The sequence below is a fragment of the Actinospica acidithermotolerans genome (assembly GCF_018139625.1).
Taxonomy (GTDB): Bacteria; Actinomycetota; Actinomycetes; order Streptomycetales; family Catenulisporaceae; genus Actinospica; species Actinospica acidithermotolerans.
Window position 1 is genome coordinate 1 of record NZ_JAGSOH010000271.1, and the last position, 1,488, is coordinate 1,488.

The window sequence follows — 1,488 nt, forward strand, 5'->3', positions numbered from 1 at the left end:
GGCGGATTCAATCGGTCGTCGCAACACCTCGATTCTGGAGGTGTGCGGTGGGTCGTGAGGCGAAGGACGTGCCGGAGGGGCGAGCTGGTGGTCGGCGGCAGTGGGCGGCGGATCGGGCGTTGCGGGCGCCGATGCGTTCTCCTGGTCGGCCGGAGCCCTCGCGTGCGGTGCAGCGTGCGTTCTGGCGGTTGATCGCGTCGGGGGTGACGACGGTCGAGGCCGCGGAGGGTGTCGGTGTGTCGTGGCCTGTGGGGTCTCGGTGGTTCCGTCACGCTGGCGGGATGCCGCCGATCAGCCTGGCCGAGCCTACGGGCCGGTATCTGTCTTTCATCGAGCGTGAGGAGATCGCGCTGCTGCATGCCCAGGGGCACGGGGTGCGCGAGATCGCCCGTCGGATCGGTCGCGATCCGGGGACGGTCTCGCGCGAGCTGCGGCGCAACGCTGCGACTCGGGGCGGCAAGCCGGAATATCGTGCCGTGGTGGCGCAGTGGAAGGCGCAGCAGGCCGCGAAGCGTCCGAAGAACGCGAAGCTCGCGGACAACGACAGGCTGCGCGCGTATGTCCAGGAGCGGCTCGCCGGCAGTGTCCGGCGGCCCGACGGCACGGTGGTGGGCGGGCCGGTGACGCCGGCGTGGAAGGGTCTGAACAAACCGCATCGGGCGGACCGGCGGTGGGCGCTGGCGTGGAGCCCGCAGCAGATCTCACACCGGCTCAAGCTCGACTTCCCCGATGATGAGTCCATGCGTATCAGCCATGAGGCGATCTACCAGGCGCTCTATATCGAGGGCCGTGGCGCGCTCAAGCGCGAACTGGTCACGTGCCTGCGCACCGGCCGGGCGTTGCGCGAGCCACGGGCGCGCTCGCGCAACAAGGCGCAGGGGCATGTCACCGCGGATGTCGTCTTGTCAGAACGGCCCGCGGAGGCGGCGGATCGCGCGGTACCCGGGCACTGGGAGGGCGACCTGATCATCGGCACCGGCCGATCGGCGATCGGCACGCTCGTCGAACGAAGCAGCCGCTCGACCATCCTCGTACACCTTCCCCGGCTCGAGGGCTGGGGCGAGAAACCGCCGGTGAAGAACGGTCCCGCGCTCGGCGGTTACGGCGCCGTCGCGATGAACGCCGCATTGATGGCGTCGATGGCCGAGCTACCCAGCCAGCTACGCAAGACCCTGACCTGGGACCGCGGGAAGGAACTGTCCGGACACGCGCAGTTCACCCTCGATACCGGGACGAAGGTGTTCTTCGCCGATCCGCACTCACCGTGGCAGCGCCCGACGAACGAGAACACGAACGGGCTGCTGCGTCAGTACTTCCCGAAGGGCACCGATCTGTCCCGATGGACGTCCGAGGACCTCGAAGCTGTCGCCCTGGCGATCAACAATCGGCCCCGCAAGATCCTCGGCTGGCGAACCCCGGCCGAAGTCTTCGAAGAACAACTATACTCGGTATCAGCAACCGGTGTTGCAACGACCCCTTGAACCCAAG

General features: G+C 68.3%; 1 protein-coding gene. It reads left to right on the forward strand.

What is annotated here, in order from left to right; genetic code table 11:
* Positions 1 to 131 precede the first annotated feature (131 nt).
* Entirely contained in the window at positions 132 to 1,481 is a 1,350-nt protein-coding gene (locus KDK95_RS34615) for an IS30 family transposase (protein WP_443612930.1), read from the forward strand.
* Positions 1,482 to 1,488 lie beyond the last annotated feature (7 nt).

Excerpts from the sequence above, each read along its gene's own strand:
- KDK95_RS34615 (WP_443612930.1), top strand. The coding sequence starts at position 132 with ATGCGTTCTCCTGGTCGGCCGGAGCCCTCGCGTGCGGTGCAGCGTGCG.